Origin of the sequence: Microbacterium invictum, from assembly GCF_034421375.1 — a bacterium.
In the GTDB taxonomy this organism is placed as follows: Bacteria; Actinomycetota; Actinomycetes; order Actinomycetales; family Microbacteriaceae; genus Microbacterium; species Microbacterium invictum_A.
Map to the genome: position 1 here is coordinate 535,389 of NZ_CP139779.1, position 24,355 is coordinate 559,743.

Below are 24,355 nucleotides of genomic sequence, written 5' to 3' on the forward strand. Positions count from 1 at the left end.
TAACTGCAACCAGGACGATTTCAACCCTCCGAAGTGGGTGCCCCGGGACGCGCCTTCATCAGGCGGTGTGTCCCGGGACACCTCCCGTCACTCGTGTGATGTTGATTCCGCGGATGCGCGACGCAACGCTCGAGACCGCTTGGCCCTGACTGCCGCCCGAACGGCGAACCACACGATCACTAGAGCCGCAACGATGAACAGAACATAGATCAGAAGACCCAGCACGCCAATCAAGGTTGCACCAATGTCCATACGACACCTCCTGTTAGGGGTCGGATTGTTCTACCAAAGGTAGGTGCTCAACTGGCCGTTCTTGACCGATCCCACAACACCGCCCTCGCGCTGGAGGATGTTGCCCGGATAGGTCAGCTTGCTGACACCTCTGACCAGTGCCGCACAGCACCTACCCGATACCCCGAGGTTGGTTTCCGTTCGACGGTCCTGCTGTGTACGGATAAGAACGATCGCGTGGTGCGTTACGCGCTGGCGAGCAGCAATCAGCCCGTCGCGGTCGCTAGCTACGACCTCCTTCCGGCGGCTGAACGTGCCGCGCTCCCCTCCGAGGCCGACCTTTCACGTGCGCTGGAGGACCGGTAGGAGATCGCGCAACAAGGCGTTGCGCGATTTGCCGAGTGGGTGACAACGATCCCCGTTCGCCTCCGCCCGCGACAGCCGCGGGCGGAGTTCCGAGACCCGATCCTTGCGTGCACGCCTCCAAGTCATCTTCGAACGCGCGCGTGGAGGACGCCCACAATCGGACCCTCTCCGTAGCCGCGGTGCTGGCGCTATCCCGCCACGAGGTCCCCGATCTAGCGCGTGCCTGGACAACCGGCTGTGATCAGTTTGAGACGGTTTCGGTACTCCTGTCATGTCTTTGATGAGGACCGTCGAACAGGAGCACATGATGACCGATTCCCTCCAATCGCGGCTTGCAGCAGCCGATCCGGTCGACACTGACGTAGACGCGCGGCTGAATGAGCTGGTGCGTGACGTGGTGGCCGCCACAGAAGCCGAGGCGACAACCGCTTCGCCGTCGCCAGCGCCGTGGTGGAAGCGGCGTCGCATCACCATTCCCATCGGGGTTGCGGGTGTTCTCGCGTTGACGGGGGCGGCGTTCGTTCTGCCGCTGGACCGGTTTGGGGTCGGCGGAATCACGGTTGATGCGGACGTGGTGATCCCGATCAGCTACACCACGGATACCGGCGTGGATGTCGATTGCAGATACGCGATCTACTACGGCGATCCAACAGACCGAACAGAGTCGGACGAGCGGCTGGCCGCCTTCATGGTCGAGCAAGACTGGAGCGGGGTGGGTCAGCGCATGTACGTGCGAGCGATCGCCAACCCGTTCGTCCCCGGCCGTGACGGGGGCCTGCAATCGGACACCCAGGCAAACCGGGACCAGATGTCACTCAGCATCGCGATCTCGGATGTGATCGAGGAGATCATCCCTGATGACCTGCGGGACAACCGTGAAGGACTCATCGAAAGCAGCGTGACCGACTGCCAGGGAAAGCTCCATTGATGACGAGCCAGTCGATCCCGCCAGAGATTCGCGACCGGGTGGAGATCGTCGTGGCAGACAATGCCACCGACCTCCTCAGTTACCTCCGCCGACGCGTGCAGCACAAGGAAGACGCCGCCGACCTGCTGGGTCGCGTCCTGTTGGCCCTGTGGGAGAACTCCGCCAAGCTCCCCACCAATGACTTAGACGCGAGGATGTGGTGCTTCGGTATCGCCCGAAACATCCTCCGCGAGCACTACAGGCACGCCGTGCGGGAGCTCGCGTTAGTGGATGGGCTCCGGTCTCATCTCCGCACCTCCGCCTCGGAACACGCTGCTGCCGACGCCGTCGCGGAAAAGAAGATGGACGCAGAAGCGGTCCGTGAGGCATTGGGTGCGTTGGATCGAAGATCTCGCGAGTTGTTGATGCTGATTCACTGGGATGGCTTCACGATCGCGGACGCAGCCCGGCTCCTCTCGATGAACGAGTCCACCGCACGTACCCGGCACGCCCGCGCTCTTCGTCGACTGGAACAGGAGCTGGAGCCCCGAGGGAAAGACGCCGGCGCCGCTGACGCGACCCGCCGCGGGCGTTTGGCCAAACCGGCACTCTCTCCCGCCGGAACGCAACGACTCCCTCTGGGCGGATCACGCACAGCCGAATAGGCATTCTTGCCGGTGCCGCGATGGGCCCGAGTGCTTGCGTGACAGCCCGGCTTTGCGCTCGAGACTGCCGAAAGCTCAATCGTTTGGGCAGCGCGGAAGCTGGCTCACTTTTTCGGTGCGCCAGCTTCCGCGGTCGGCGGGCGCTACGGTGTCGGGGCGTCGCCGACCACCGTTGTCGTGACGCTGGTGCGGGTATCGGGCACCGTTGTGGGGATGGTGTCTGAGCCGATGACGTTGTTGCTGGTGGTCTGCGCCAGTGAGGTGATCATGCCGAGCTCGGTGTCGAGGGTGATCTCCGTGGTGCGGGTATAGAGCCAATCACCGGACTGATACTCCAGCGTCGCCGCCGTTCCGTTCACGTCCGAGACCCTAATCCCCGGAACCAGCGCCAGGGCTCGCAGCAATGCGGCACGCAGCTCGGCCGGCATGAGGTTGGCCGTGAGGACATCGGTCAGCGCGTCGACGACCCACTGGTCGTTGACGTTGGGGTCTCCGGAGCGGGCTCGGAACCAGTCCAGAAGTGCCTGCGGATCGCGTGGCATCTGGTCGTAGACGGGACGGTAGCTGTCGAGAAGATACTGGGTGTCGTCGCCCTCGGCAGCGGGGATCTCTCCGCCCGGCAGCGCTTGCAGATCGGGCCAGTACCCACTGTCAGAAGCTGCCTCCTGCTCGGTCCAATCCGCCGCCGCCTCGTCGGCGCGGGTGCCATAGGTGGCAATCACTTGTGGATCGGCGCTCCAGTCCCAGATCCAGTCGCCCGATCGATCCGCGGGCACGTACAGCACGCGAGTTTCTCGGACGATAAGGCCGGCTTCAGCGTCGGCGCGGTCGCTACTGTTGAACCGCTCCCAGGCCTCGTCTCCCATGCCCTCATCCCACTGCCACAGCTGGTCGCCGTCGGTCTGAATGCGCAGGTACTGGTCGGGGGTCAGGGTCGTATCGATCGCTGTGATGGTGACGTCGGCGGCGTTCTCGAGCACAGCAGCTGCGGCGGGGTCGATCTGCGTGGGCGTCAGCACGCTGATCGCGACCGCGGTGGCGGCGACTCCGCCCACAAGCGCGGACACACCAAGCCATCGCCGTCTTCCGTGGCGGATTGGCCGGCTCTCCTTCGATATCTCTCGTAGCAGCTCCTGCCGGGCGTTGTTGATCTGCGCGTCGGTGACGGCCGTGTTGTGCAGGTCGATGTCACGCACTCGCTCCAAGACGTCCATCGGCGTCCTCCTTTCCCATCCAGGTCAGCCGGGCAGCGGAACGCGAACCCGGTGGTGCGAGCTTTCGACGAATGCGATTCAGGCGCGATCCCACGGTGCCGACGGGAATCCCCAGTGCGGTCGCGACCTCCTCTTGAGTGAGGCCACCCCAGGCGTAAAGAAACAGCGTCTCCCGGTCCCGCGCGCTCAGCGCAGCGATCCGCGGCGCCAGCTCCCGCACCGCGGCAGCGGCATCCAAGCGCGTGCTCGCGCCCTCGATGCCACCCTCGTTCGAGGCTTCCTCGCGGTCAGCCGACGCTGCAACCGCCCTCCAGTGCCGGGCCTCGTCGGCGCGGTGCTTCTTCAACACACGCGACGCGATCCCCAGCAACCAAGGGCGCGCGGACTCCCACGACGAATCGAAGTCTGCTCGGCGGCGGAACGCGACCAGGAAGGTCTCGCTCAGCACGTCCTCGACCGCCTCGCCACTGACCCGCCGCCTCACGAAAGCAGCGACGGGCACCGAATGCCGCTCGAACAGTTCCGCGAACGCGCCTGGCGTGGTGCGGGACCGGGAGAGGATCTCGCTGTCTGTGCTCACAGTAGGTATTGCCCGATCCGCTCCAAACCCTTCACGACTTCTTTCTACGCGAGCCCAGGTGAGGATCACGAACACCGGCGGGCATCCTGGACATGACTCGCGGGGCCGAACGCAATCGATCGCTCCCCGCCAAAGGGGCTACATGCGCTTGAGCGTCTCGTATAGCGACCTGGCTCGTATCCCTTCCGATCGACCGCACTGACGCACTCGAAATCCTCGTATGCGATGTTCGACCGCAGCCCATCCGAGGCGAGTGCTCAATCTTGCGGTGGCTGGCCATCTGGATCCGCTTCACCCAGGGCAGCTCGGAGCAGCACAGGGCGACGATTAGCCAGTCACGTGGATGTAGCGAATCGGGCAGTGGCAATCCAGGCGATTCCCGCCAGGATTGCCGCAAGCGCGAGAGGCAAGTACATGTAGGGGTCTCCGAACACTGGGTTGGCCAGCATGATGCCCATGGAGATGAACGACCCGACGGACAGGATGCCGACGCTCGTCCCATTGCGGGGGTCGGACCGTGAGAAGAACAGTCCGCTGCCGATCACCAGTGCGCCTGTGGCGAGCAGCGCCAGCACAGTGGCCGGTACCGGGATAATCCATCCCAGGAAGAACGGCCAGCTCCAGTGGACCAACCAGAGAGATCCGCCCGTCGCGAGGGCCCACCAGCCGTTACCGTCAAGCGGCACCGCGCGAAGAAGCAGGAAGCCAACGAGGATAAGCAAGTACGCGACCCCTGTCATGGTGACGTACGCCGTGAAAGGGACGGCCGTCATCGCGTCGACCGGGAGGGATCCAAGAAGAACGGTCGTCAGAAGAAGGGCCCCACCGATCAAGACGATCACGGGTGGAATCACCAAAGACAACAGCGTCCAGGTGAGCGGACGGTCTTCTTTGCTAGTCAACGCCCCTCGAATCTCCGCGTCGACGGGAGACGCAGTTTCCAAATCCGAACGTACCCGAGCGAGCGGTTAGCCGATCTCGCGACGCGGGCGACCTGCATTGCACGCGGAGACTGACAATCTGTCTCGTATCCCTTCCGATCGACTGCACTGGCCGGTTTCGGAGCGCGTCGGCGGCGTCGAAACGCCCTCGTTTGAGGATGCTGACAAAGATCTCGCCGCACGGCTCGAATAGGAGTAGCGCAGCGTCCGAATCGGAGTCGACATCCAGCACACTCGCGTGCGAGCGGAAGGCAGCGCAACTGGTATTCCTTGCTTTGCGACGCGGAGGATGTCGCACCGGGGATCGTGGTGTTGACCTCTCGTTGCAGGTGGGGCGCGGTGGAATCCATACTCAGCGGGTGGGCGAAGAGGGAAATGTGTACGACGCGGCTCGTCGACGAGTGGCCCTTGACGCTGAAGTGAAGAGACGTGAGCGGGACGGTTGGGCGGTGTTGGACCGGTCGCGCTTCGAGGTCACGATGATTCACGATGTCCGGCCGCCGTGGTGGCAGATCCTTCTCACGCTGGTGCTGGGGGTGTTCGGCGCTGTAGCGGTTGTGACGGCCGAGCGATACTTGCGCATTGAGGCACTGGGCGACGGTCAACTGCGTCGCCGGACTACCGGGGATGTCCCACGAGGTTGGCCTCGTAGACGGCGGTACGAAGTTCCTGATGGAACCGTTGAAGGTTCCGTGTCTGGCGGTGATCGCGACTAGACAGTAGCCCCTCCAAAGAGTTGTCTCGTATCCCTTCCGATCGACCGCAGGGACCGGTTTTGGAGCGCGTCGGCGGGGTTATACGCGCTCGTTTGAGGATGCTGACAAAGATCTCGCCGCACGGCTCGAATAGGAGTGACGCGACGGCCGATTCGGAGTCGGCTTCCAGCGCACTCGCGTGCGAGCGGAAGGCGGCGCGACTGAATCTCTCAATGTCTCAACCAAATCGACATCCACCGATCGTTCTCGTATCTCATGCTTTTCGCGACGCTCGCTGCTGCAGTGGGCGATCCCTGATCGGGCGATGCTGGCTAAAGGTCGATACTTCAGTTCAGTCAGAAGCCTTCCCCTTAGGCTTCGGAGACGAGGCGTTACCGACGGATACCGTTGAGCGATGCCCGACGTGACCTTCGACACTGTGTTGATCAACGGCAGTGTCGGTACCGGCAAGACGACTGCCGCAGAAAAGCTTGGCGACGAGCTACAGCGATCCGGGATCCCGGGAGCGGTCATCGACGTCGACTGGCTGCGTCGTTCATGGCCGGCGCCACACGGCGACCCGTTCCGGACAGCACTGGCACTGGAGAACACTCGCGCGATCGCGTCGAACTTCCGACGCGCAGGTGCACTTGTGCTCGTAATCGCAACCGTCATCGAGAGTCGTGACGAACTGCATAGAAACATAGCGGCGGCGTCCGCGGAGAACGCACTGCACATTCGCCTGACGGCCGCTCCCGACGTCGTCCTCGCCAGATTGACCGCACGGCACGACGATGACGAAGACGCTCTGCGATGGCACGCACGCCGCCACCCCGAGCTCGCGCGCACACTCGACGGCGCTGGCTTCTCCGACGACGTGCGCATCGACACCACTGCAAGAGCCGCAACCGACATCGCGCAAGACATACTCGCGAGGCTCATCGGTTCAGACCACTAATTGCGGCGCGATGGTGAAAAGTGGGCACGCCACGAGCGACTGTTTCGCAACGGCCGCCCAAAGACTGATCCGCCTGAGGGCATTCCTCCTGCACCGTGATCATTTGGCCACGCGGGTGCAGCAGCTCACCTCGGCATGTTCGCTCATCGTCAATGCCGACAGGGTCCTTACCTCTAGACTACGCAGGGAGGGTTACACGGGTCCGCGCCTGATCGAGCTGGGACGGGTCATGGAGGACGGGCGGCCAGTGTGGACAGTCACGACGTATGACACCGAGACAGGTGTGCAGTCCGTTGTCACCTTCGAAGCCGGCTGACGGCTGAGGTCACCGTTGCGGGGGAATGACGAAGCCGTCAGGTAACGGATTGTTGTGAACGACGCCGTTCTGATCTCCGACGCTGAGGATGGTGTGGGCATCAAGATTCAGAATGTCGCCGGCGAAGAGCGCGTCGCCGTCGCGCCGGACATAGTTGACCCAGTGGAGCCATTGCTCACCGAGGCAGAACCGGGCGCCAACCGTGGAGATCACGTCGTTCGCAGCGACCTTGTACGCGACCGGAACGCCCCGATCATCGAGAATCGCCTCGCCAGCCGCATGGGGCATCGAACCGCGGTCGAACGGGACTGCGAGGGTCGCCCCGCCGAGCTGTTCGACTTCCGTCGCATCTGCGACGGGGTATGCCGGCACAGCGGCGGCGCAGGGGCCGGAGTCATCGGAGGCTAGAACGTCTGACGTGATCGCAGAGGTTGGGCCAGCTGTAGTCGGAGACGGCTGTGGCGTCGAAGCGTCGACGTCCGGTGGAGGCGACGCCGTGCAGGACACCAACAAGAGAGCAAGGCATACGACAGCGGCAGCGCCAGGCAGCCCCCGCCATCTCATCTTGGAAGTCTAAGCCTCGCTCAGTCGGCGGCCTCTATCAGACTTTGGCGGTCAAGCAGCTACTCGATTGAGGATCGTTCAACTCGCCATGATCGTCTATATCGACCGAGTAGCGCGCGCTGCGCTCGAGTAGAAGCGGTGTTTCCCTGAACCCGAGAGCCTCGTACATTGGGGCGCTGGGTGCGTTGGCGCTCACGGTAATTTGAGGGATGCCAAGGGCATCCGCCGTGGCCGTCAACGCCCGAACTAGCTGTTTGCCGATCCCGCGTGAGCGATGGCCTTGTTGAACGAACACGCTTTGGATGTCTCCGGTGAGTCGTCGCGTGTCATAGATGTCCGGGACTCGCTCAAACACAACAAGCCACGCCATACCGATGAGGATCCCGTCTAGCTCAGCGACAGCACAGGTTACGGCGTCGTTGCGCTCCTGCATCCAGCGGCGGAGCTCCTCCGCGAACTCAGCTAACTCCGCTTCTGTGGCTGGGCAATCGAGATTGGACCAGCTCTCCTTCAATATGGCTAACTGAATCGCGTCATGGGGGTCGGCGATCCGAATGCGCAGTGAGGTGGCCACACCACGAGCGTCCGCGCCAATGGTGCTGCGCGCAAGCCGGTTGTTGAGTGCACGGCCAGACGCTGGCGCGGATGGTCGCAGACCAGCATCAAAGTTCATTCCAAGATGCTGCAAGACCCGCCAGGTGCAGATCACTTGGTGGGGCGACGAACCGATCCTCGCGATCCCACTGCTGTCGCGTATCCCTTCCTTGCGCAACGCCCCCTGTCACACGCAGGATCGCCCAGCGGGCCCGTCGACCCGCTCAGGGCGGGTAGCGATTGAGCCTCTGGGTTGGACGGCGAATCGAATCACCCGGCCACGACGGGCGGCGGGCGGTTCGGGCACTTCCGCGGCTCCGGCTTGGTCCCGGAGCCTGCTCACAACAGCATCGCGAACCCTTTCTTGGAAGCCAGGGCTTCAGACCCTAACCACACCTCTCATTCCGAAGACCCCTCCATCCCTGGTCTGCTGGCTTGGAGCAGACCAGGGATGGAGACCCCTCTGCGGACCTTCCGAGAGCCGCGCGTCTGCCCGAAGGTTCGCGACGACGGTCGTGCTACACGTCGCTCAATATCTGACCGAATACGTCTGCTATCGCTGGATCGATGTGAGGGTCTGGGAGAAATGTGACAATCGGTTCGTACCACCGAACGACGCTGTAAGAATTTAGCCTGGCGAGGGCCATCACGTCCTCAGCCTCAAGCTTTGCGCCAGCGATGATCGACGTCAGAGCAGAGCGCGCATTTGCCATTCGAACTGTGAATATGGCGTCCACACGCACGACATCCGTTGCCGCAGTCCAGGATCGCAGGGGCTCGCCCGGCCGCGTGTTGGGCGATTCCTTGTACATCGACTCTTCCATCTCAAAAGCTCTCAACAATTATCCTGGCCAATTCCCGTAACGCCTCCAATAGTCACTTCAACCTGGTAGGTCTCTCGCCCGGGGTCAGCTAGACCGTAGTAAGTTGACGTGTTCACGAAGCCTCCGCTACTCGAAGTGACCACGCCATGCCCCTCGGAATTTGAGTCGCTGCCACCGCCAACGTAATTCCACGTGGACACGGACGTCATGAACCATTGCGTACCCGGCTTAAAACCGGAACCAGTCGCAGTCCACGCCGTACTGCCATCTGGGTTACACGACGCGAATACGTAGACCTCTGCGGTTGCTGCGGCTCTGAGCTCGGCTGCCATCGCCCCGGGTGCGCTACCAACCCCGATAGCCGCTCCGGTGAGCAGTCCAAGGCTAGCGATCGCGGCGACCAGTCGGGCGGGCGCATGCTTCGTGGGATTTACGGATGTCATTGGCGTTACCACCCGCAATCCTGAAAGTTGATGATGTCATAGACCCCGGGCGTTTCATACGTGACGCCATTCCTGACAAGCGTGCCGTAGCTGGTCGCGACCCAGTTGGTCTGATTCGAGTTTTCACACGCGTACGACGTGCCGTGATTCGCGCTTGCCGTGTTATACGCCGTGTAAGTGACGTTGCGGACTTCGTTCGAGTCGAAGCTGTTGAATGGATTCCGGCCTGTTATGCCGACCTGGTGCCTGATCGAAGAAGCAGCGGCATTGCACCCTGTGGTCGTGTTGTTGTAAATGATGTTGTTGACCCGACTCACAAACACGGTCATACCGCAGTCGGTGGGGTATGACCTTGATTGCACCTCATCGCCGTCGACAGGTACGTAAGTCGATGTCGCGACATCTCCAACTACGTGGCCGTCCGCCACAAGCTCTTCGTAGAGGTCCTGGGCGGCATCGCGCGCGGCGGAGCTCTCGATAGAGGCAATCTCCGCCGAGATCTCCTCTGGAGTGGGAGGTTCGTCCGTCTCGGTTGTGGCCTGGGCCGGTCCCGCCACCAAGCTTATTGAGATTGCGCCAGCGGCGCTAAGCAGGGCTACTCGACTAATCTTCATCATTCTCCTTTACGTATGTTCTGACCTGCACAACCATCATCAAGCTCGCCGTCGGGTACCGCTAGCACTGTGAGAGAGCCGTAATCTTCTGCCGAGTCAGGCTCAGTTCCCGGTGCATCCGCCCCGCTGCGCACCGCGGCCCGGCGCTCGCCAATGCCAACAATCGTCACTCAGCTTGCGTCTTAACGCCTCGGTATCGCTTTGATGCGCAGGATGGTCCGCAATCACGGCGAAGCCCTTCGTAACCCGGTCGATGGCGGAGCAGCTCCTCGCGTCGACTGGTTCTTTGGAGGACCCGTCCGAGGCGGCTCGCTTGGCGGAACTTCATCCGCCGCGCGTCTCGGCTCACGACCTGTCTTGTATCCCTTGCCTCATGACACGTGTCACAGGCCGAAGATCTGCTCCTTCTTGATCCGCATCGTCCACGGGGAGGCCCGTCTCGTAACCGTGTGTCGCAGCTCACCGGGGTTCTTTTGCGTGCGGAACTCCCTTACGAGACACCGAAGGCATCACAGTCGGCGCCGCGGCCAGAAGCTGCCCGTCACCCTTGACCCTCGTCGAGCGTCGCATTCGGACGCATCCTCATTTCCTGCTCCTGTCGCGTCGGCCGGCCACGGAGGCAGGTTCCGTCCAGGGGCCCCCGGTACCCTGGGAAGGTGACCGAGAATCCTCCTGCCCGCGGCACCGCCGGGCCCGTCCGCCAGGTGCGGCCGCGTACCGAGGGGTGGAAGCAGCAGAAGGATGCCGCAGGCCGCCCGCTCCTGCAGTTTGCCAGCCCGAAGCGCGGGAAACCGCCGGTGCACCTGGCCGACCTCACCGCCGACGAGCGCGCCGCGAAGGTGACCGAGCTCGGTCTCCCGGCGTTCCGCGCGAAGCAGCTCGAGACGCACTACTTCCGGCACTACACGAGTGATCCCGGCGAGATGACCGACCTTCCGGCATCCGTCCGTGACGACCTCGTCGCCGGCCTCCTGCCGCCGCTCCTCACCGAGGTGCGCCGCCTGCAGACCGACCGGGGCGACACGATCAAGTTCCTCTGGAAGCTCCACGACGGTGCGCTCGTGGAGTCGGTGCTCATGCGCTACCCCGGCCGCATCACGCTGTGCGTGTCGAGCCAGGCCGGATGCGGCATGAACTGCCCGTTCTGCGCCACCGGCCAGGCGGGCCTCACACGCAACATGTCGGCGGCCGAGATCGTCGACCAGATCGTGCGGGCCAACCGCCTCATCCGCGAGGGCGGGCTCGGCGAGGCCGAGCACCCCGACGAGCGCGTCACGAACATCGTCTTCATGGGCATGGGCGAGCCGCTGGCCAACTACGCCCGGGTGATGCAGGCGGTCCGCGTCATGATCGACCCGCAGCGCGGGCTCGGAATGAGCGCGCGTGGCATCACGGTGTCGACGGTCGGACTCGTGCCGGCGATTCGGAAGCTCTCAGCCGAAGGGATCCCCGTCACCTTCGCCCTGTCGCTCCACGCACCCGACGACCACCTGCGCGACGAGCTGATCCCGGTGAACTCGAAGTGGAAGGTCGATGAGGCCCTCGACGCCGCCCGCGAGTACTTCGACAAGACTGGGCGCCGCGTATCGATCGAGTACGCCCTCATCAAGGACATGAACGATCACGCCTGGCGCGCAGATCTGCTGGCCGAGAAGCTCAACGCCCGCGGTCGCGGCTGGGTGCATGTGAACCCGATTCCGCTGAACCCCACGCCGGGGTCGGTGTGGACCGCATCGGAGCGGAGCGTGCAGAACGAGTTCGTCCGGCGCTTGAACGCCGCGGGCATCCCGACCACCCTCCGCGACACGCGCGGCAAAGAGATCGACGGCGCCTGTGGACAGCTCGTGGCCACCGAGGCGGATGTCGCGGCGGCGGCCTCCAGCTGATCGCCGGCGCGTCAGATTGTCCTCGAAGGCCGCGGAATACGGCATGGTCGGAGTATGACGAGTGTTGTCGAGGTCAAAGACCTCACGAAGACCTACCGCGGCGGCTTCCAGGCGCTGAAGGGCGTGAGCTTCGACATCCGCCGCGGCGAGACCTTCGCTCTGCTCGGACCGAACGGCGCCGGCAAGAGTACGACCATCGAGATCCTCGAGGGGTATCGCGACCGCTCGAGCGGCGAGGTACGGGTGCTCAACGTCGACCCGCGCAACGGCGATCTCCGCTGGCGGTCGCGGCTCGGGATCGTTTTGCAGAGCACGGGCGAGGCTCCGTCGGCCAGCGTGAGGGAGCTCCTGGCGCACTTCGCGTCGTTCTACCCCCGTGCGCGGAACGTCGACGACGTCATCGAGGCTGTCGGGCTCTCCGAGAAGGCGAAGACCTCGGTGCGCAAGCTCTCCGGCGGTCAGCGACGACGCGTGGACGTGGCCCTCGGGATTATCGGTTCACCCGAACTGCTCTTCCTCGATGAGCCGACCACCGGGTTCGACCCCGAGGCCCGCCGCGTGTTCTGGGAGCTCATCCGGGGCCTCCAGCGCGAGGGGACGACGATTCTGCTCACCACTCACTACCTCGACGAGGCGGCAGAGCTCTCCGAGCGCGCGGCGATCGTCGTAGGGGGCAAGCTCGCCTCGCTCGGACCGGTCGGTGAGCTCGGCGGGGTCGAGGCCCGCATCCCCATCGTGCGGTGGCGGCAAGACGGCCGCATCCGCGAGGAGCGCACCGAGCAACCGGGGCGCGTGGTCGCAAACCTCTACGCCGCGCTCGGTGCGGAGCCCGAGGGGCTCGAGATCGTGCGTCCCAGCCTCGAGGACGTCTACCTCTCCTTCGTCGAGAACGACGACGCCGCGCCCGAGCCCGGACCCGACACCGAGAACGTCACGGAGGTGACCCGATGAGCACCACCCGCGCATCGCACAAGGTGTCTTTCGGCCCGAGCCGCACCATCCGCCTGGGCCTTCGCCGGATCGCCTTCGAGGTGCGCGCCTACTTCCGCCAGGGCGACTCGGTGTTCTTCACCTTCCTCTTCCCGGTGCTGTTCCTCTTCATCTTCGCCGTGGCCTTCAGCAGCAGCACCTTCGGTCCGCCCACGGACGAGGTCACCGCGGCCGGGTACTACCTCCCCGCGATGCTCGCCGCAGGTCTGCTGCTCTCGGGAACACAGCTGCTGGCGATCGACATCGCCATGGAACGCAGCGACGGCACCCTCAAGCGTCTGGGCGGGATGCCGCTCTCGCCGGTGTCGTACTTCATCGGAAAGCTCGGCCAGGTGCTGGTGACCGGGGTGTTCCAGGCTGCCCTGCTGCTGGTGATCGCCGCGGTGTTCTTCGGGGTCGCCCTGCCGACCGACCCCGAGCGGTGGCTGACGTTCACCTGGGTCTTCCTCCTCGGTGCGATCACCTGCGGTGTTCTGGGGATCGCCCTCAGCGCCCTTCCGCGCAGCGGGCGGAGTGCCACCGCGGTCGTCATCCCGATCGTGCTCGTGCTGCAGTTCATCTCCGGTGTCTTCATCCCGTTCGACACGCTTCCCGAGTGGCTGCAGAACTTCGCCGGGATCTTCCCGCTGAAGTGGATCGCGCAGGGGATGCGCTCGGTGTTCCTCCCCGAGGTCTTCGCCGACGCCGAGCCGGGCGGCTCGTGGCAGCACCCCGAGACGCTGATCGCGCTCCTCATCTGGCTGGTCGTGGGTCTGATCCTCGCCCGACTGACGTTTCGGTGGATTCGCAAGGACGGCTGAGCCTTCCGCCTGACACCGCCCGCCAGCACTGACACAATCGACCTATGCCGGCCTGGGTGATCGTAGGTCTCATCGCGATCGTCTTCGCGCTCATCGCGACCTGGGCCGCGCGGCGCCTGCTCGATCGCCGCATCGGCGAGATCCGGGCGATCATCCTCTCCGTCCTGGTCTTCCTCCTCAGCGCGCCGGTGGCCCTGTGGATGCTGCAGCGGTCGGGTGTCCTCGACGACGACTTCGCCGTCGCGGTCGAGGGTGTCATCGCCCTGGCGTTCCTCGCCCTGACCCTCGGGTGGATGTTCGCCATCGTCGTCGCCGTGGTCATGGCTGTGGAGTTCCTCTGGCCGACACGGGGCTTCCGAAATCCCGTCACCGCGTTCCGCGAGGCGCTCCGCCGCCGCGACCGCGCACGCCGCTACGCGCAGATCGTCGCCATCGGATCGCGGCACGGACTCGGGCTGTACCAGCGCCATCGCCGCGGAGACGGCGACGACCTGCCGACCGCGCTCGTCGCCGCCCTGAATCAGGCGGGCGTGACGTTCGTGAAGCTCGGTCAGGCGCTGTCCACCCGGGAGGATGTTCTCCCGCCCGAGTTCGTCCGGGCTCTCTCGACGCTGCAGATGGACTCGACCGCCATCCCCTGGGCGGAAGCCCAGGCGGCGATCGTGGCCGAATTGGGGCGCCCCCTGGACGACGTGTTCGAGACCGTCGACGAGCGCCCCCTGGCGGCGGCATCCGTGGCCCAGGTGCACGCGGCCACCCTGCTGACGGGGGAGGCGGTCGTGGTCAAGATCCAGCGGCCGCGTGCGCGCGCGCAGGTGACCACCGATCTCGACATCCTCGAGCGGCTCGCTACGGACGCCGAGCGTCGCATGGAGTGGGCGCGTGCCTACGGACTGCGCGCCCTCGTGGTCGAGTTCGCGCGGGCGCTGCGGGAAGAGCTCGACTATCGCGTCGAAGCGGCGAACACCGAGCTGCTGCGGGGAGCCATCGCGCGCTCGAGCGACGCGAAGCTGCTGGTCCCGCAGGTGTACCCGCAGTTCACGACGTCGCGCATGCTCGTCCTCGAGAGGGTGGAGGGGACACCCTTCAGCCGCCTGCTGCCCGGCGACCTCGACCCCGAGCGCGCGGTGGCGATCGCCGACAACGTGGTGGACAGTGTGTTCGAGCAGATCGCCGTCCGAGGCGTCTTCCACGCCGACCTGCACCCGGGGAACCTGGTTCTGCGTGAGGACGACAGTGTCGCGCTCGTCGATTTCGGCGCGATCGGCGTCATCGAGCGCAGCATGCGCCACCTGCTGGTGCCCTTCCTCATCGCGATCCTGAACGAGGATGACATCGCCGCCACCGATGTCGTGCTGCTGCTCTGCGCTCCCGAGCGCGGCACCTCCGCCGACCGGGCCGCGCTCCAGCACGACATCGGCGTGGTGCTGACGCGGATCCACAACGACACCGGCGATGAGAACGTCTTCCGCGCGCTCATCGACGTGCTGCGCGGCCACCGGCTGGCCATGCCGCCGTCGCTTCTGCTGGTCTTCCGTACCCTGGCATCGCTCGAGGGCTCGCTGCGACGGCTGCAGCCGGACTACGACATGGTCGGCCATGCTCTCCAACGCGCGCCTCACACCGCGCGGCTGATGAACTCGCCGCGCGACCTGCTGCTGTCGGCGCAGTCGAACGGCGCGTTGCTCGTCGAGCAGCTCCGACGTCTGCCCCGGCGGATGGAGAACATCGGCCGATCCCTCGAGGACGGCTCGTTCGTCGTTCAGCTCCGCCGCTTCTCCAACCCGACGGAGCGCAGCTGGCTGGACGGCCTGCTCGGTCAGGTGACGGTGACGACCATCGGCATCGCCCTGCTCCTCATGGGAATTCTGCTGGCCGTCGCCAACGGCGGGCCGGAGCTGACGGCCGAAGTGGCCGTCTCGCCGTTCCTCGGGAGCATCGTCGCGCTGGGTGGTTTCCTCCTGCTGCTGCGGAGCCTGCGACGCGCTCTGCGTCTGCGCGGAGACGTGGCCGAGGGGGACGCGCCGGAGGGCGAAGCCTGACGCCTCGCCACGTGTTTGTCCAGCGCGGACGGGTGGAACCGCCACCGCCTAGGGTGGGGGAGCACCCCCGCCCCTCGGAGAAGAGATCGCCCATGAGAAGGATCACCCTCGGCCGCATCGACGCCCCCAATGTCGTTCTCGGAATGATGCGCATCGCCGACAAGACCGACGACGAGATCCGCGCGCTCGTCGCCGCCGCGCGCGACGCCGGGATCGACTTCTTCGATCACGCCGACGTCTACGGCAACGAGCTGCACGGCTGCGAGACTCGCGCCGCCGACGCGCTGCAGCTGTCGCCGAGTGAGCGCGAGAAGATCACGATCCAGACCAAGGCCGGCATCGTGCGCGAAGGCCCGTACTTCGACTTCTCCTACGACCACCTCGTCACCTCTGTGGAGGGGTCGCTGAAGGCGCTGAAGACCGACTACATCGACATCCTGCTCCTGCACCGGCCCGACGCCCTCGTCGAGCCCGAAGAGGTCGCCCGGGCGTTCGACCACCTCGAGAGCGCGGGCAAGGTGCGCGCCTTCGGGGTCTCAAACCAGACCCCGGCGCAGATCGAGCTGCTGAAGACCGCCGTGACCCAGCCGATCGTGGCGAACCAGCTGCAGCTGTCGATCACCCACGCGCCGATCATCGCGCAGGGAGTCGCGGCGAACATGGCGGGCACCGAGCAGTCCGTCGTGCTCGACGGCGGCGGGATCGTCGACTACTGCCGCCTGCACGGCATCACCGTGCAGGCCTGGTCGCCGTTCCAGGCGGGCTTCTTCACCGGCACCTTCCTCGGCTCCCCCGAGTACGCCGAGCTGAACGCCGTCATCGACCGCCTCGCGAAGGCCTACGACGTCCCTGCCATCGCGATCGCGACGGCGTGGATCACGCGGCATCCCGCGAACATGCAGGTGGTGCTCGGCACCACCACCATCGAGCGCGTGCAGGGTGCCGCGCTCGGCTCCGACATCCCCCTCACGCGGGCCGAGTGGTACGAACTGTTCCGTGCCGCCGGCTACCGCGTGCCCTGAACCGCTCTCGAAGGAGGACCCACGTGGTCGCATATCGCTATCTCGGAAACAGTGGACTGAAGGTCTCGGAGATCACCTACGGGAACTGGGTGACCCACGCCTCGCAGGTCGAGGACGACGCCGCCGTGAAGACGGTGCACGCCGCGCTCGACGCCGGCATCACCACCTTCGACACCGCCGACACCTACGCCAACACCGCCGCCGAGGTCGTGCTCGGTAAGGCCCTGGAGGGTCAGCGTCGGGAGTCGCTGGAGATCTTCACCAAGGTGTACTTCCCCACCGGCCCCGGGGGCCCCAATGACACCGGGCTGAGCCGCAAGCACATCATGGAGTCGATCAACGGGTCGCTGAAGCGCCTGGGAACCGACTACGTCGACCTCTACCAGGCGCACCGATTCGACTACGAGACGCCGCTCGAGGAGACGTTCCAGGCGTTCGCCGACGTCGTGCGGCAGGGGAAGGCCCTCTACATCGGTGTGTCGGAGTGGACCGCCGAGCAGCTGCGCGAGGGCCACGCGCTGGCGAAGAGCCTCGGCATCCAGCTGATCTCCAACCAGCCGCAGTACTCCATGCTGTGGCGCGTCATCGAGGGCAAGGTCGTCCCCGCGTCGGAAGAGCTCGGTATCTCGCAGATCGTGTGGTCGCCGATGGCCCAGGGCGTGCTGAGCGGCAAGTATCTGCCCGGCCAGCCCGTGCCCGAGGGCTCGCGCGCGACCGACGAGAAGAGCGGCGCGCAGTTCATCAAGGGGTTCCTCCGCGACGAGGTGCTCGAGGCCGTACAGCGACTGAAGCCGATCGCCGAGCAGGCGGGTCTCACGATGCCCCAGCTCGCGATCGCCTGGGTGCTGCAGAACCCGAACGTCGCCGCGGCCCTCGTGGGCGCATCGCGCCCCGAGCAGCTCGCCGACACGGTCAAGGCGTCGGGGGTGACGCTCGACGCCGACACGATGGCGGCGATCGACACCGCCCTCGGCGACGCGGTCTTCGCCGACCCTGCGCACACCGACGGGGTGTCGCCGAAGAAGCGCCTCACCTGATGCGCAGCGCCGGCATTCTCCTCTTCCGACTCGGCGAGCACCCCGAGGTGCTCATCGCCCACATGGGCGGGCCGTTCTGGGCGAAGAAGGATGCCGGCGCGTGGTCGATCCCGAAGGGGGAGTTCGACCCCGACGCCGAGTCGCCGCTGGAGGCGGCGCGGCGCGAGTTCCGCGAGGAACTGGGCGTCGAAGCGCCCGATGCCGACTACGCCGAGCTGGGGACGTACGCCTACTCGTCGGGGAAGCGGGTGACCGTGTTCGTCGGAGACGGCGCGGGGTTCGATGCTCCGACCTCGGGCTTCGGCGAATTCGAGATGGAGTGGCCCCCGCGGTCGGGCACGCGGGCGATGTTCCCCGAGGTCGACCGGGCGGAATGGGTCGGTTTCGACGTGGCCCGCGAGCGCCTGGTAAGGGGACAGCGCCCCGCCATCGACGCCCTCGAGGCTCGGTTCGCCGAGGTGTGACGCGCCCGCGGGCGCGTGGCGCGTCCGAAACGGCGGGGATCTCGGGTGACACGCCGCGCCGCGGCATCCGTCCCCCGGGGTGTCGGTCGCGTGACCCGCGGTTGCGCACGGCGCGGGGGCGGTGCAACGCGCGCCTACTGGGTGCCGGGTGCCGGGACGGCCGTGCGGGTCGGTTCGGGCTCGGATGCCGACGCGGGATCGACTCCCGGACGCGCGACGACCTGCCCGTCGGGCTCGAGGGTGTACCCGACGTAGGCGACCTCGCCCGGCGAGGCGGCGTCGAACTGCGGTGCGGGGAAGACGAGGGTCTTGGGCAGCGGGGCGAATCCCCAGATCGCCGGATCGAGGCAGACCGTCACCGCCGAAGGGCTGCTCTCCACGATCATGCAGAACCGGTCGTCCTCGGTCGGGCCCGCGCCGACGAGGCGTCCGTAAAGCGTGCCGTAGGGCAGAAACTCGTCGTACACCACGCGGGATGCGACGCCCTCCGCGCCCGGCAGGGTGAGGACCTCGTCTCGCTTACCGTCGAAGTAGAGCTCGTACGGGTTCCGATGAGGCGCGTCGTCATCGAGTGACAGGCGCTCGGAGGCGGCATCGGCGGCGTCCTGCCGAATCGTCGCCAGATCCTCGTTCTCGGCCGGCGCCGGGGTGGTTGAGATCACGAGAGCCCCGGCGACGGCGACCACCGCCGCCCCGACGGTGAGGAGAAGCACGGCGGGTCGGCGAGACCGAGGAGCGGATGCGGCGGCGGCGCCTCCGGCCGGCTGCTCGCCAGCCGGTGTGTCCCCGGCGGGCGCGGTGCCGACCTCCGGCAGGGTGACGGCGGCCTCGACGATCACGTCGCGCCCGATATCGTCCGAGGCGCCCGGCGTCCTCGGGTGCGACTGCGCCGCGTCGCCCGGCGTTCGCCGCTGCGCCGCGGCGGTTTCGAGGACGCGCAGGCGCTGCAGCGCCGCCGGATCGGCGAGGATGTCGGCGTCCGGCCCGTAGGCCCGGCGCTGGAGCGCGCGCAACTCGGCACGCTCGTCGTCGCGCAGGCGGTCGGGCTCCTCTGCCACGGTTCCAGGCTAGAACCGCCGCGCGGCGTCGGGGTCGGTCAGCGTCCGTTCTTGGGGGCCACCGTGACATCCAGCTTCGGATGAGAGCCGAGGGATGACCAGGCGCTCTCCTTCCCCTCGGCGGCGTGCTCGGCGGCGCGCACCGCGCGCTCGTCGGCCCAGGCGTTGAGCACGTGACCCGAGTGGCCGCGCACGTGCTGCAGCACGACGTCGGGGAGGCCCGCCGCGCGTCGCGCGTCGCGCGCCGCGATCAGCTGCTCGAGCAGGTCGCGGTTCTTCGTCGGCGAACCGGTCGACGTCTTCCAGCCGCGACGGCGGTGCCCGTCCATCCACTTCGTGTAGGTGTCGATGGCGTACATCGAGTCGGCCTGCACGATGAGGTCGGCGACCTCGCGATGATCCTCGATCGCGCGCAGCAGCCCGGTCAGCTCGCCGATGTTGTTGGTGCCGAGCGCGATCGAGCCGGCGGCCCAGTGGCCGTCCTCGCCGACCCACGCCCAGCCGGTCGGGCCGGGGTTGCCCTTGCAGGCGCCGTCGGTGGCAACGGTGTAGCTGGTCACCCCGATACGCTACCCGGGCTCGGACCCGCGCCCGCACTCACGGGAAGGCCAGCACCTGGTCGCCCCAGCTCTCCCGCAGCTTCTGATCGAGGTCGGGCACGACCCGGTCGACGGTCTCGATGACGAGGGTCGCCCGTTCGGCGGTGTCGTAGGGCGGCCAGGCTTCGGCGCCCGCGGCGTCCGGGCTCCCGCCCGCGGCGAAGGTGACCCAGCGCTCGCGCATGCGCTCGGAGATCTGCTCTGCCTCACGCCTCCCGCCGAGGCGAAAGGTGATGTCGTGTGCGTTCACCCCGAAGGTTCCCCAGACGTAGGCGAGCTCCGACCCATGCGTCGCCCCGATGCGCAGCAGTTTGAGCATCGGCGTGGCGTGGTCGAAGCGGTACAGCCAGGTCGGTGCGCGGCGGCTGTGACCCTCGGCGACCCAGAGCGTCGGCATGCGGAAGCCGATGTCGCGGGCGATGCCCATGCCGATCGCGTGGTGCCTCACCCCCTCGTAGGCGGCGTGCACCTCGGCACGCGTCGGCACCTCGAGCTCGGGGCGCTCCGCCGAGAGGTCGGCGATCATCCGGTCGATCGACGCGTCGTCCACGGGCAGGAGCGGTGACTTCATCATGCGAAAGAGCGACGCCTCATCGCGGTTCGTGCCGATGAGGAGCGGCACCGCGTGTCCGTCGCCCCGTCCGAGCACGGCGGCGGGAGCCTCGGGGACGAGATCGCCGTCGATGACGGGGGCGAAGGCGATCGTGCCCGGCTCGGCGGCCGGGATCGCGGCGAACACCGCCATCTGCGCGGCGACGATCGCGGCGGGGTCGGCCGCACGCAGCCCTGCGACGTCGGAGACGCCGAGCTCGGTGAGCATACGATCGGCGATCCCTGCAGCACGATCGCCGTCGTAGACGCTCGACGCGGGCGATGATTCGGCGATCGCCCGCCAGAAGAGACCCTCGGCCGCGGGGCTCGTGAGGAGGGTCGTGACGAGGCCGCCGCCGGCCGACTCGCCGAACACCGTCACGCGCTCAGGGTCGCCGCCGAACGCGGCGATGTTGCTCTGCACCCACCGCAGGGCGAGAAGGATGTCGCCGAGCGCCGGATTGGCGGTGAGGCCTTCGTTCGGGAACACCCGGGTGAGATCGAGGAACCCGAGAGCGCCGATCCGGTAGTTGATCGTCACGACCACCGCCCCGGCGCGCGCGAGCGCGGCGCCGTCGTACATCGCCTGGCTGCTTGCCCCGAAGATGTAGGCGCCGCCGTGCAGCCACACCATCACCGGGGCGGGACGCCCGTGCGCGGCATCCGGACTCCAGATGTTCAGCGTCAGGCAGTCCTCGTCGGTGGGGGAGTCGGGGGGAAGCTTCACCGCGGGGGTGTGGCCCTGGGGAGCGGCGGGTCCGAAGGTGCGCGCCTCGACAGGGTCGGTCGACGGCGGGGCGGGTTCGGAGGGTCGCCACCGTCCCTCGCCGGCGGTCGAGAGGGCGTAGCGGATGCCGCGCCAGCGGCGCAGCCCGCCGTCGAGGTCGTCGCCGTGGAAGACGCCTGCGGGCGCGGTGGCGGTGGCGGTGTCTGTCATGTGCTCGGGCTCCTGCCGGTCGATTCCTGCCATTCCGCGACGAGTTCCGGCATCCGCTTCTCGAGGTGGCGGAGGAAGCCGGCCATGTCGCGCGCTCTCTCCACCGATGCCGGGGCGTCGGCGTTGTCGTCGGCGATCGCGTCGATGTCGTCGGCGAGCCGCCCGTACATCGGCGACTGCGAGACGACCATTGACCGCCAGCCGTCGTCGATGAGGTCGAAGCGGGCAACGCGCTCGCCGGGGCGGGACAGGCGGTGCACCATGCGCATCGACTCGAGATAGCGGACCGCTCCCGACACGGCGGCCGGCGAGACCCCCAGGCGCTCGGCGAGGTCCGCGGCGGAGTACCCCTCATCGGGTGAGCCGACCAGGGCCATCATCACGCGGGCGGGCATCCGCGGCATCCCCGCAGCGGCCAGCATCGCGGCAGCCCGTTCCGCGCGCTCGACCCCCGGGTGGGATCTCTCCGGTTCAGCCACCCGTGGCAATCTCTCTGCGTCGCATGAGCATCAGGGTCGACGCTACCCCGACGACGGTGAGGGCGACGAGCCACAGACCGCCGTTCCACGCCACGCCGTCTGCGGCGGGGACGGGGGTCGCCGCGAACGGCGAGAGCGACACGAGGCCGTCGTCGAGTCCGAGAAGCGTGCCGAAGAGGGCGAGCGACACCGCTGCGATGACGAGCACCCACCCGAGCGTCGTGGTGGCGCGGGGGAGCAGGGTGAACACCAGCGCGGTGAGCACCGGGAACACCGCAGCGCCGGCGAGCTGTCCCGCGCCCGCGATCGCCACGTCGGCGAGCAGTGCGGTGTCGCCTCCCCGCGCGAGCAGGGCTGCGGTCGCCGCGACGACTGCCGCCCCGACGATCACGACGATGCCCGCGAGCGCTGTGCCGAGGAAGCCGCCCAGCCACCGCACCCGCGCGACCGGCGTGGCGAGGGTCTGCTCGGCCGTGCCGTGGACCTCTTCCTGCCGTGCGCGTTGCACGGTCTGTACGCCGAAGCAGGCCGCCAGTGCGCCCACCATGACGAAGAAGGTGATGAGGAGCCCCTGGTCCATCGAGCCCTCCGCGGCGAGGCGGTCGAGCAGGGCGGTGACGGCGGGGTTCTGCGTCGCGACCTCGTCGATGACCTCGCCGAGGGAGGTGGCGAGGGCGCCGACGACGGCGGCGCCGACGGCCCACGCGACGAGCGAACCTGCGCTCAGACGGACCGCGAGACCGAAGGGATGGGAGAGGAGTGCGGATGCCGCGGCGCGGCCCGACCGCGGGGCGATGACCCCCGCACCGAGATCGCGGGTCGCCTGGAGCGCGAACGCGCCGCCGATGAGCGCCGCTGCCGCGACGACGCAGAGGAGAAGCGGGGAGAGGTCGTCGTCGGCGAACGGTCGGACGTTCTCGGCCCATGCGAAGGGCGACAGCCACGCGAGGCCCGAGCTCTCCATGCGCGTGAGGTCGTCGGAGGCGGTTCCGAGGGCGTTGCCGACGCCCGCGACGAGGAAGGCCGTGAGGATGACGGCGACCGAGACCGAGTTGGCCGCCCGTGCACTGCGGAACAGCTGCGAGGTGAGGAGTCCCATGCCGAGGAATACCGATGAGGCCGCCGCGAGCGTCGCGCCGAGCGCGAGGCCGCCGGCGGCCGGAAGACCGGCGATGAGGAAGGCGGATGTCGTGGCGATCCCGAGCAGGAGGCAGGCGACGACGCCGTGCACGACGGTGGCCAGGAACGGTGCGTGCCGGCCCGCCGGCGTCGCCGAGACGGCGTCGGCGCGGCCGGATTCCTCTTCGGCGCGCACGTGGCGCACGGCGAGGAAACTCGCCATCAGTGCCCCGAGCAGAACGAGGAACGGCAGGATCGTGAAGACGAGGAACGCGCCCTCGCTCGAACCAGATGGAAGCCCCCGGAAGAGCAGGATGACCGGATTGGCCACGGCGACGGCGAGGAGGGTCTGGCGCTCCACGCCGTGCCGAACGCCTCGGCGACGCCGGCGGCCGACGCGGCGCAGAGGGCGGCGGTGGCGAGGATCCAGACGAGCAGCTGCATCCCGTCACGTCGGAGGCGCTGACCGAGGAGGATCACGAGCGCTCCCCGTCGGCGCGGACGTCGTCGCCGTAGTGGCGGAGGAACAGCTCCTCCAGGCTGGGCGGCTCGACGCGAAGGCCCTCGACACGGAGGCGCGCGAGCTCGGGGAGGACGTCGGGCACCTGGTCGCTGTCCACGGTGAAGCGGACGCGCCCGCTGTCCGCCTCGAGATCGTGGACGGCGGTCATCGGCGGAAGGGGTCCGTCCGGCGCCGTGAACGACACCGAGGTCCGCGTCAGGTGCCGGAGATCCGCCAGGGTGCCGGACTCGACGATCCGGCCCGCGCGGATGATCGAGACGTGGTCGCAGACCTGCTCGACCTCGGGGAGGATGTGGCTCGAGAGGAGCACCGTCGCGCCGTCCGCCCGAACCCGCTGCAGTTCGGATCGGAACACCAGCTCCATGAGCGGGTCGAGGCCGCTCGTGGGCTCATCGAAGATGTACAGATCCGCGGGCACGGCGAAGGCGGCGATGAGAGCGACCTTCTGCCGGTTGCCCTTGGAGTACGTGCGGCCCTTCTTCCGTGGGTCGAACTGGAAGACCCGGCACAGCCTCTCCTTCTCCGCCCGATAGCGTTCGTCGCGGGCGCTCGCTCCCCGCAGCCGGCTGAGGAAGTCGATCGCCTCGCCGCCCGTCAGGTTCGGCCAGACGCTGACATCACCTGGTACGGAGGCGACCCGGCGGTGCAGGCGCGTCGCGTCGCGCCAGGGATCGCCGTCGAAGACCGTGGCGTCTCCGGACGTGCGGCGCGCGAGCCCGAGCAGGATGCGGATGGTCGTGGACTTGCCGGCGCCGTTGGGCCCGAGGAACCCGTGCACCTGACCGGCGGACACGGTGAGGTCGAGCCCGTCCAGGGCGGCCACGCGGCCGTATCGCTTGACGAGGCTCCGCGTGCGCACGATCTCGGTCATGGGCCAGACGCTACACATGTTTCAC

Annotated in this window: 22 protein-coding genes; 10 read left to right on the top strand and 12 right to left on the bottom strand. The window is 67.2% G+C overall.

The window, feature by feature from the left end; all coding sequences use genetic code 11:
- Positions 1 to 904 precede the first annotated feature (904 nt).
- Positions 905 to 1,525 carry a hypothetical protein gene (locus tag T9R20_RS02635; protein ID WP_322411010.1) on the top strand — a complete coding sequence of 207 codons (621 nt, stop codon included), beginning with the start codon at positions 905 to 907 and terminating at the stop codon, positions 1,523 to 1,525.
- Positions 1,525 to 2,169: a sigma-70 family RNA polymerase sigma factor gene (locus tag T9R20_RS02640; RefSeq protein WP_322411011.1), complete on the top strand. Its 645-nt coding sequence runs from the start codon at positions 1,525 to 1,527 to the stop codon at positions 2,167 to 2,169. The genes T9R20_RS02635 and T9R20_RS02640 overlap by 1 nt, the downstream gene beginning before the upstream one ends.
- Before the next feature lie 143 nt (positions 2,170 to 2,312).
- Here T9R20_RS02640 and T9R20_RS02645 read toward each other — a convergent pair whose 3' ends face one another.
- The 3 genes from T9R20_RS02645 to T9R20_RS02655 all read right to left on the bottom strand — a co-directional run bounded on the left by T9R20_RS02645 (position 2,313) and on the right by T9R20_RS02655 (position 4,805).
- A complete protein-coding gene (locus T9R20_RS02645; protein ID WP_322411012.1) occupies positions 2,313 to 3,365 on the bottom strand; it encodes a hypothetical protein in 1,053 nt (350 codons plus the stop codon).
- A complete protein-coding gene (locus tag T9R20_RS02650; RefSeq protein ID WP_322411013.1) occupies positions 3,358 to 3,963 on the bottom strand; it encodes a sigma-70 family RNA polymerase sigma factor in 606 nt (201 codons plus the stop codon). Before T9R20_RS02650 ends, T9R20_RS02645 begins: the two co-directional genes overlap by 8 nt.
- Before the next feature lie 335 nt (positions 3,964 to 4,298).
- Entirely contained in the window at positions 4,299 to 4,805 is a 507-nt protein-coding gene (locus tag T9R20_RS02655; RefSeq protein WP_322411014.1) for a hypothetical protein, read from the bottom strand.
- Positions 4,806 to 6,014: 1,209 nt separating this feature from the next.
- On the opposite strand from T9R20_RS02655, the gene T9R20_RS02660 reads away from it, so the two are divergent.
- Complete coding sequence (locus T9R20_RS02660; protein WP_322411015.1) at positions 6,015 to 6,557, top strand: AAA family ATPase; 543 nt, start codon at positions 6,015 to 6,017, stop codon at positions 6,555 to 6,557.
- A gap of 325 nt (positions 6,558 to 6,882) precedes the next feature.
- Here the strand turns inward: T9R20_RS02660 and T9R20_RS02665 are convergent, their stop codons facing one another.
- The 3 genes from T9R20_RS02665 to T9R20_RS02675 form a co-directional block, all read right to left on the bottom strand.
- A complete protein-coding gene (locus T9R20_RS02665) occupies positions 6,883 to 7,245 on the bottom strand; it encodes a hypothetical protein (protein WP_322411016.1) in 363 nt (120 codons plus the stop codon).
- 229 nt (positions 7,246 to 7,474) lie between these two features.
- Entirely contained in the window at positions 7,475 to 8,110 is a 636-nt protein-coding gene (locus T9R20_RS02670) for a GNAT family N-acetyltransferase (protein ID WP_322411017.1), read from the bottom strand.
- 1,193 nt (positions 8,111 to 9,303) lie between these two features.
- Positions 9,304 to 9,912, bottom strand: coding sequence for a hypothetical protein (locus tag T9R20_RS02675; protein ID WP_322411018.1), 609 nt, complete (start codon positions 9,910 to 9,912; stop codon positions 9,304 to 9,306).
- 656 nt (positions 9,913 to 10,568) lie between these two features.
- Between T9R20_RS02675 and rlmN the strand changes: the two genes are divergently transcribed.
- From rlmN to T9R20_RS02710, 7 genes are all read left to right on the top strand, one after another.
- Positions 10,569 to 11,798 (top strand): 23S rRNA (adenine(2503)-C(2))-methyltransferase RlmN, encoded by a 1,230-nt coding sequence (gene rlmN, locus T9R20_RS02680; protein WP_322411019.1) that lies wholly within the window; start codon positions 10,569 to 10,571, stop codon positions 11,796 to 11,798.
- Between the two features lie 54 nt (positions 11,799 to 11,852).
- Positions 11,853 to 12,749: an ABC transporter ATP-binding protein gene (locus tag T9R20_RS02685; RefSeq protein WP_322411020.1), complete on the top strand. Its 897-nt coding sequence runs from the start codon at positions 11,853 to 11,855 to the stop codon at positions 12,747 to 12,749.
- Positions 12,746 to 13,588, top strand: a complete 843-nt coding sequence (locus T9R20_RS02690) for an ABC transporter permease (protein ID WP_322411021.1) — start codon at positions 12,746 to 12,748, stop codon at positions 13,586 to 13,588. Before T9R20_RS02685 ends, T9R20_RS02690 begins: the two co-directional genes overlap by 4 nt.
- 44 nt (positions 13,589 to 13,632) lie before the next feature.
- Complete coding sequence (locus T9R20_RS02695) at positions 13,633 to 15,630, top strand: ABC1 kinase family protein (RefSeq protein WP_322411022.1); 1,998 nt, start codon at positions 13,633 to 13,635, stop codon at positions 15,628 to 15,630.
- A 92-nt stretch (positions 15,631 to 15,722) separates the two neighbouring features.
- Positions 15,723 to 16,652 carry an aldo/keto reductase gene (locus tag T9R20_RS02700; RefSeq protein ID WP_322411023.1) on the top strand — a complete coding sequence of 310 codons (930 nt, stop codon included), beginning with the start codon at positions 15,723 to 15,725 and terminating at the stop codon, positions 16,650 to 16,652.
- A gap of 23 nt (positions 16,653 to 16,675) precedes the next feature.
- On the top strand, positions 16,676 to 17,689 hold the full coding sequence (locus T9R20_RS02705; RefSeq protein ID WP_322411024.1) for an aldo/keto reductase family protein: 1,014 nt from the start codon (positions 16,676 to 16,678) through the stop codon (positions 17,687 to 17,689).
- Entirely contained in the window at positions 17,689 to 18,153 is a 465-nt protein-coding gene (locus T9R20_RS02710; RefSeq protein WP_322411025.1) for an NUDIX domain-containing protein, read from the top strand. Before T9R20_RS02705 ends, T9R20_RS02710 begins: the two co-directional genes overlap by 1 nt.
- Before the next feature lie 134 nt (positions 18,154 to 18,287).
- On the opposite strand, the gene T9R20_RS02715 is transcribed toward T9R20_RS02710, so the two are convergent.
- The 6 genes from T9R20_RS02715 to T9R20_RS02740 form a co-directional block, all read right to left on the bottom strand.
- Positions 18,288 to 19,211 (bottom strand): hypothetical protein, encoded by a 924-nt coding sequence (locus T9R20_RS02715; protein ID WP_322411026.1) that lies wholly within the window; start codon positions 19,209 to 19,211, stop codon positions 18,288 to 18,290.
- A 38-nt stretch (positions 19,212 to 19,249) separates the two neighbouring features.
- Positions 19,250 to 19,771 carry a ribonuclease H gene (locus T9R20_RS02720; RefSeq protein ID WP_322411027.1) on the bottom strand — a complete coding sequence of 174 codons (522 nt, stop codon included), beginning with the start codon at positions 19,769 to 19,771 and terminating at the stop codon, positions 19,250 to 19,252.
- Positions 19,772 to 19,808: 37 nt separating this feature from the next.
- Positions 19,809 to 21,338 (bottom strand): carboxylesterase/lipase family protein, encoded by a 1,530-nt coding sequence (locus T9R20_RS02725; protein ID WP_322411028.1) that lies wholly within the window; start codon positions 21,336 to 21,338, stop codon positions 19,809 to 19,811.
- Positions 21,335 to 21,817, bottom strand: a complete 483-nt coding sequence (locus T9R20_RS02730) for a helix-turn-helix domain-containing protein (RefSeq protein ID WP_322411029.1) — start codon at positions 21,815 to 21,817, stop codon at positions 21,335 to 21,337. Before T9R20_RS02730 ends, T9R20_RS02725 begins: the two co-directional genes overlap by 4 nt.
- Positions 21,810 to 23,297 carry a polyketide antibiotic transporter gene (locus tag T9R20_RS02735; protein ID WP_322411030.1) on the bottom strand — a complete coding sequence of 496 codons (1,488 nt, stop codon included), beginning with the start codon at positions 23,295 to 23,297 and terminating at the stop codon, positions 21,810 to 21,812. The genes T9R20_RS02730 and T9R20_RS02735 overlap by 8 nt, the downstream gene beginning before the upstream one ends.
- Positions 23,298 to 23,412: 115 nt before the next feature.
- Positions 23,413 to 24,330 carry an ABC transporter ATP-binding protein gene (locus T9R20_RS02740; RefSeq protein WP_322411031.1) on the bottom strand — a complete coding sequence of 306 codons (918 nt, stop codon included), beginning with the start codon at positions 24,328 to 24,330 and terminating at the stop codon, positions 23,413 to 23,415.
- Positions 24,331 to 24,355 lie beyond the last annotated feature (25 nt).

Coding starts and splice junctions, on each gene's coding strand:
- T9R20_RS02635 (WP_322411010.1), top strand. CDS start 905: ATGACCGATTCCCTCCAATCGCGGCTTGCAGCAGCCGATCCGGTCGAC.
- T9R20_RS02640 (WP_322411011.1), top strand. CDS start 1,525: ATGACGAGCCAGTCGATCCCGCCAGAGATTCGCGACCGGGTGGAGATC.
- T9R20_RS02660 (WP_322411015.1), top strand. CDS start 6,015: ATGCCCGACGTGACCTTCGACACTGTGTTGATCAACGGCAGTGTCGGT.
- T9R20_RS02670 (WP_322411017.1), bottom strand. CDS start 8,110: ATGAACTTTGATGCTGGTCTGCGACCATCCGCGCCAGCGTCTGGCCGT.
- T9R20_RS02675 (WP_322411018.1), bottom strand. CDS start 9,912: ATGAAGATTAGTCGAGTAGCCCTGCTTAGCGCCGCTGGCGCAATCTCA.
- T9R20_RS02685 (WP_322411020.1), top strand. CDS start 11,853: ATGACGAGTGTTGTCGAGGTCAAAGACCTCACGAAGACCTACCGCGGC.
- T9R20_RS02690 (WP_322411021.1), top strand. CDS start 12,746: ATGAGCACCACCCGCGCATCGCACAAGGTGTCTTTCGGCCCGAGCCGC.
- T9R20_RS02695 (WP_322411022.1), top strand. CDS start 13,633: ATGCCGGCCTGGGTGATCGTAGGTCTCATCGCGATCGTCTTCGCGCTC.
- T9R20_RS02700 (WP_322411023.1), top strand. CDS start 15,723: ATGAGAAGGATCACCCTCGGCCGCATCGACGCCCCCAATGTCGTTCTC.
- T9R20_RS02710 (WP_322411025.1), top strand. CDS start 17,689: ATGCGCAGCGCCGGCATTCTCCTCTTCCGACTCGGCGAGCACCCCGAG.
- T9R20_RS02725 (WP_322411028.1), bottom strand. CDS start 21,338: ATGACAGACACCGCCACCGCCACCGCGCCCGCAGGCGTCTTCCACGGC.
- T9R20_RS02740 (WP_322411031.1), bottom strand. CDS start 24,330: ATGACCGAGATCGTGCGCACGCGGAGCCTCGTCAAGCGATACGGCCGC.